Below are 5,443 nucleotides of genomic sequence, written 5' to 3' on the forward strand. Positions count from 1 at the left end.
ATCGCAGGGTCCGCACCGAATTTGGCTTTACGCGATCGTTCTGAAGGGTCGCCAAGAGCCGATCGATCAGGCCGCAGGATATCAACATCTGTCACGTCCGAATTCCGGTAGGGCAGACTGTCGCTTATGGCCCCGGAAGCTTCGATCGCCTGAGAATGCGCAATACGCTGTTCCGACCGGCGCGCATGAAGGGATAGCTGACCCGTGCGACCATTTTGGAACGAAACAGAGCGCCGTTCAGCTTGTTGAACCAGGATTGTCCGTCGCTCAAGAGGGCCATGACGTTGAGCGCGTCCGCGCCGTGATAGAAGGATCCGGAATAGTGGAAGACCATTCCTTCGTTGAGATCCATGCCCATGTTCCGGACGCGGGCGACTTCCGGTCCACCTTTGCGCGCATCGATCAAACGAACCGGGCCCACCGTTTCGCGCAGACGCATGAATTTCACGTATGATGAACAGAAGGGACACTCCCCATCATAGATGAGATAGGTGTCACCAGGGGCGACGCCGGTCCCGGCATCCGCTTCCGAGGCGGGGTTCTTGATCATCGCGTGCTCGCTTCGCCAAATCCCATCTCGGCCTTTGGGCGCTCTGGCATCCATTTCATGTAAGTCAGCGCCGCTGACCAGGGAATGAATACCAGATAGAGGGCAGTCCACTGCCAGAATGGCGCCTTGAGCATCAGATAGATGCCGATGTGCATGGCCATCCCTATGGGTACATATAGCCATTTCAGCTTCGGAAAGATGAGCGAAAGGAAGAACGTGCTCTGGAAGATGAGCACGGCCCATTGCCCGATGACGCAAAGCCAATGGAACTGACTGAGCCAGACGCCGAGGAGTGAATTCCAGCGCAGGCCGTCCATCGCGAGATAATACTGAAGCGTGAAGCCATTCGGCCAGTCGACGCCGCCAATGGACAGCTTGGAATATGATGCCGACAGGTACATCAGGCCAAAGAGCCATTGGACGACCAATATCGGCCATTTTGCTTCCCTGCTCAAACTTGTCACTTGCTGTTGGAAGGTGGTGCGCCTGGAACCACGCTGCAGCCATGCATCGAGCGACAAGACAGCTCCGGCAGGTGACAAGGCCAGGACGCCCAGCGCGATCATCATTGCCGCTTCGGGATGGTGTATGTCTCCATGCGAGAGCGCCCAGAGCTGCACGAGCATAACGCCTGCCGCGAAGAGGAACAGGGTGACCCGCGTCCAGAGACCCACTAGTGCGGCAAAACCAACTGCGATTGCTGCAATGTGGATGGTCTGGATTTCCGAGATCGTGAAGGTATGTCCGCCCAAGATCGCAAGGATGGGTCTGAAGAAGGGCAGGGGGCGATAGAATGAAACCGGCAGTTCGCTGATCTCGCGCAAACTCACGAGGCCATAGCGACTGTCGAACACCATCAATGCCAACTGCGTGCCGACGGCAATCACGCGAAGGATCGCAAGGTCGAGCAAAGGCGCATCTGGGAACCAGTACCGGTCCCACTTCTGTGTGAGAGAAAACGTCGTCATTTCAGGGCCTCCTCAACCTCGGCCCGTGAGATGGCGGCGATGACCTGCCTTTGCGCCTTCCGCGGTCCCTGCCTGGTGATGATCAACGGATAATCTTCCACTTGTAGCTCGGTAAAAGTGGGATAGCGCTCGACGACCATTCCAAGGATCGGCCTGATCCTGTCCAATTTCCTGTCCCGCAGGGGACGGGCAAAGCGTCGCTCGTATCTCCAGAAATCGATTTTCAGATCCTTGGAGGGATCGATGTACTGCCGGTCACCGTTCGGCGTGACTGCGTAAATGCGATGTTCGATATTAATGCGCTCACCGTCGAAATGCGCTGTCGCATACATGGGATACCACATGAACGGAAGAACCGGTTCGCGTGGCCGAATGACGCTACCAACTGAGCGCCAAGCACCAGAATGATAATCAGAGAAAGCAAACGGAAGCGATAGAACTCGATCTGAAGTCGCATAGCTTTCACCTTCCGCGTTCGCGTCCTGCCTGTTTTCAACTCATGACTGACTTCAAAAAACTCACCGTACCGACCGGGATGCTTCAGCCGTAATTGGTCTTCGAGCCGGTTGGGACCGACAAGGTCACGGTTCCAGCGGCGCGGAAATCTTGCGTATCTGCGCTTCGTTCCGGACCGCGGCACATCCCTGAAGGTTCACGCGGTGCTGCCAGCGGTAGACGTAGAAGCCGGGAATTCGCGGCTGCCCCAACCGGGTCCTGGCACTGATGAACTCTGCCATCGGCGCATCGAGGAACCCGTATTGCAGCCAGCGCCGGGCCGGTACCAGCAGTACGCCGCGATCGATGCATGAGAAGACCTTCTCCAGATCCTTCACGTTCTCGATGACGGGACGGCCGTTGCGTTTGTCGATCGTGAACCCATTTCGCTTGAATGTGGCCGTGTCCGGGGGAAGGTACATGCCGAAGTTCGGGGTTTGCAGGTAAAGCGTCGTGCGCAGTTCATCCACGCCGATCAGGACCGCGCCTTCGTTCAGGTCCCGGCGGATAGCCTCCAGTCCGCGGTCCCATTCCGGATCGGGCGGGTTTCGGAAGATGCCGCCGGGCGCGCGGGCAAATGCGAGCAGGCCTTTGGCTATGAGCTTCGGGCTGTCGACGAGCTTCGTGTTAACGGCGATCACCGAGATGGCGCAAAGAACGAGGATAACAGGCACCAGCAGCCTGCGCGCCCGCTCTCCCAGCGGAATGGCTGTGGTCCGTTGGAAGGTCTCCAGGCATTGCACGACTGCGGATTTCAGCCAGGGCGCGGCCGCGGCAAGTGCAATGCCCCAGAAGGCCAGGAAGAAGGTGAAGGCATAGGAGATGTAGCGGTCTGCCTTCATGCCTCCGAACGAATGGACCAAAAGCGGAACCAGCCAGAGGGCAAGGCAATAGGTGGTGAGGCGCGGGTATCGTGCCATGGCCGGCAAGGCGGCCAGGGGCATGAGGTACCAGAACAGGCGATAGTCGCGGCTGAGGAGCACGTGGTAGAACAGGTAGTCGAACCTGTGCTTTTCCGCCCATGGCTCTGCCTCGAGGAGCCGGGGGAGCCCCAGATAGACGACCACGACGGCGCCGGCTGCCGCCAGCAGGACGAGGACGCCGGCAAGCCAGCGCATCTTCGTGTCTGCCAGCAGGGACCGCGTCTGCGGCCGCGTGGCGAGGTACAGGGCGACGAAGATGCCGATGGCGCCGGTCGCCACAATGGTCGTGATCTGCAATTGCGCGGCCAGCCCCAGACAGGCCAGCGCGACGGCCGGGAGCCAAATCCGTTTTCGCGAAAGATGGAGCAGGTATTCATATACCATCGCGGCGGCCACCAGCACCAGCAGGGCCTGCAGGGAATAGAAGCGCGCGAAGTCCGATGTCCGGATCATCAGTTCCGTGCCGCAGACGAGAAGTGCGCCGATCCAGCCAGCGGTCAGGTTGGCCGACCTGCCGATCCAGAGGAAGATCACCGGCACCATCAGCGCGCCGGCGACGATGGCCGGCAGGCGTGCCAGAAATACGCTCACATGTCCGAAGGTGCGGAAGCTCTCGCCCGCCAGCACGGTGTAGATCCAGCCCCGTGTGTAACTGCCGTCGCCAAGGCTGAAGCTGCCGTCATCCGCCCAGGATGTCGCGGTCAGGATGTGGAAGATCTCATCCGGATGGAGCGGGATGATCCGGCTGCACGTCAGGCGGATCGCAAGGGCGGCGAGAAACAGCGCCATGGCCCAGAGGTACACCGGATCGAACCGGCGTGATCTGATCTGGGGCGGTGGGGCGGTTTGCATGGTCTGCCGTCCTAGGGTCGCGCCGCGGAGAGGATCCGGGTCATCTCGACAAGCGCCGTCCTGCCCTTCTTCGTGACCGCCTGAACAGCGACGCTGAAGCCGTAGGAGCAGACGAAGGCGGTTGCGAGCAGCGGAACGGTCGAAAGATGCTCGCGCGCAAGCAAGACCAGCGACCAGGCGAGCAGACCGCCGACCAGCGTGGGCAGGATCGCGGCATAGAGATCGCGCGCCGAAACCGCAGTGCCGCGGGTGCACCAGTAATAGAGGACCGGGACAGTCACGGCCTGGCTGAGGAAATAGGCCTTCGCCACGCCCACGGGGCCCCACGGCAGGCCGATCACGAAGGCGGCAATGGTCACCGGGGTCGAATAGAGGCCCCACTGGAACATTTCCCTGGTCCGGCCGGAGCTGATGAACAGCCACCCGGTCGCATTGGAAACCGGCTGCGTCACCGCCGCCAGGCTCAGCCAGAAGAAGATCGGGCTCGCGTCGGTCCAGCGCGCCCCGAAGAGCAGCGGAATGACCACGTCGCTGCACATGGCAACCGCCATGATGCCCGGGACCGAGACGATGGAGAGCGTCTGGATCGCAAGCAGGAACATGCGGCGGTAGCGGGCAGGTTCGTCCTGCACGCGCGCAAGGGCCGGCAGCATGACCCGGGCGAGCGGGGAGTTCACCTTTTCGAGCGGGAACATCATCAGCTTGTAGCTGCGGTCATAGAGGCCGAGCGCGGACGAGCCCCACATCTTGGCGATCAGGATGTTGTCGATGTTCTTCCGGATGAAGTTCAGGAAGTTGAAGCCGGTCAGGTTCGCCCCGAACTTCACCATGTTGCGCGCGCTGCCCCACACGATCCGGCGCGAAGGGCGCCAGCGGTCGATGCGCCAGACGAGCGCGGCATTGACGATGGTGCCGCAGAATGCGCCGAGCCAGAGCGCCCAGAAATTGCGCAGCCAGAGCGCAAACCCCACGGTGAACAGCAGTGCGGCCGCCGCCGTCGTCACATCCACGAAGCTGAGCGCGCGAAAGCGCATGGCGCGGTTGAGCAATGCGGTGTGCTGGAGGGTCGTGCCGGTGAGCAGGACGGTCAGAGCGCTGGCGGCGGTCACCATTGCCGGCCGCGGATCGCCATAGAACAGCCCCACCAGCGGAGAGATGGCAAGGAAGATCAGGGCGATCGCTGCCGAAGCGGCGAGGTTGTAGAAGAACAGGGCATTGGTCTGCTCCTCATTGATCGTGCGGGCCTGCACGACTGCCTGGTTCAGACCCAGATTCTGGAAGATCAGGATGAAACCCGTGATCGGCGTGGTCATGGCGATGACGCCGAACTCGGACGGTGCGAGCAGCCGGGCCACCACGATGACCGACGCCATCGACAGGAGGACCTTGAGCCCTTGCGCAATGCCCGAATAGGCAGCGCCGCGCGCCGCAACTTTCCTCAGCTGGCGCTTCCCATCCTTTGGCGGGCTTTCCCGGACCGAGGCGTCGTTGCTCTCAGACACGATGTCCATTGGCATCCTTCGAATTGCCAGGCCCGATGATCAGACCGCCCAAGTTTGCCTCCGTTTCATGACACGATCACGGCTCGGATCGGGCCAGATCGACATATAGCTGACGCAATCGCTCACCCTGAGTGTGAGAACGGCGGTGCAAAA

5 protein-coding genes are annotated in these 5,443 nt (G+C 61.0%); all 5 read right to left on the reverse strand.

The genetic code is table 11. The features are described from left to right. Positions 1-124: 124 nt before the first annotated feature. A complete protein-coding gene (locus SPHV1_RS02850) occupies positions 125-550 on the reverse strand; it encodes a DCC1-like thiol-disulfide oxidoreductase family protein (RefSeq protein ID WP_054944587.1) in 426 nt (141 codons plus the stop codon). Then, the gene (locus SPHV1_RS02855) at positions 547-1,518 is read right to left on the reverse strand and encodes a hypothetical protein (RefSeq protein ID WP_054944588.1); all 972 of its coding nucleotides are present in this window, start codon (positions 1,516-1,518) and stop codon (positions 547-549) included. Before SPHV1_RS02855 ends, SPHV1_RS02850 begins: the two co-directional genes overlap by 4 nt. Continuing rightward, positions 1,515-1,850 (reverse strand): hypothetical protein, encoded by a 336-nt coding sequence (locus SPHV1_RS02860; RefSeq protein ID WP_156367211.1) that lies wholly within the window; start codon positions 1,848-1,850, stop codon positions 1,515-1,517. Before SPHV1_RS02860 ends, SPHV1_RS02855 begins: the two co-directional genes overlap by 4 nt. A 249-nt stretch (positions 1,851-2,099) precedes the next feature. Further along, positions 2,100-3,788 (reverse strand): glycosyltransferase family 39 protein, encoded by a 1,689-nt coding sequence (locus tag SPHV1_RS02865; protein WP_156367212.1) that lies wholly within the window; start codon positions 3,786-3,788, stop codon positions 2,100-2,102. An 11-nt stretch (positions 3,789-3,799) separates the two neighbouring features. After that, the gene (locus SPHV1_RS02870; protein ID WP_054944591.1) at positions 3,800-5,299 is read right to left on the reverse strand and encodes a lipopolysaccharide biosynthesis protein; all 1,500 of its coding nucleotides are present in this window, start codon (positions 5,297-5,299) and stop codon (positions 3,800-3,802) included. Positions 5,300-5,443: the final 144 nt, after the last annotated feature.

Source organism: Novosphingobium sp. KN65.2 (assembly GCF_001368935.1).
Classification (GTDB): domain Bacteria; phylum Pseudomonadota; class Alphaproteobacteria; order Sphingomonadales; family Sphingomonadaceae; genus Novosphingobium; species Novosphingobium mathurense.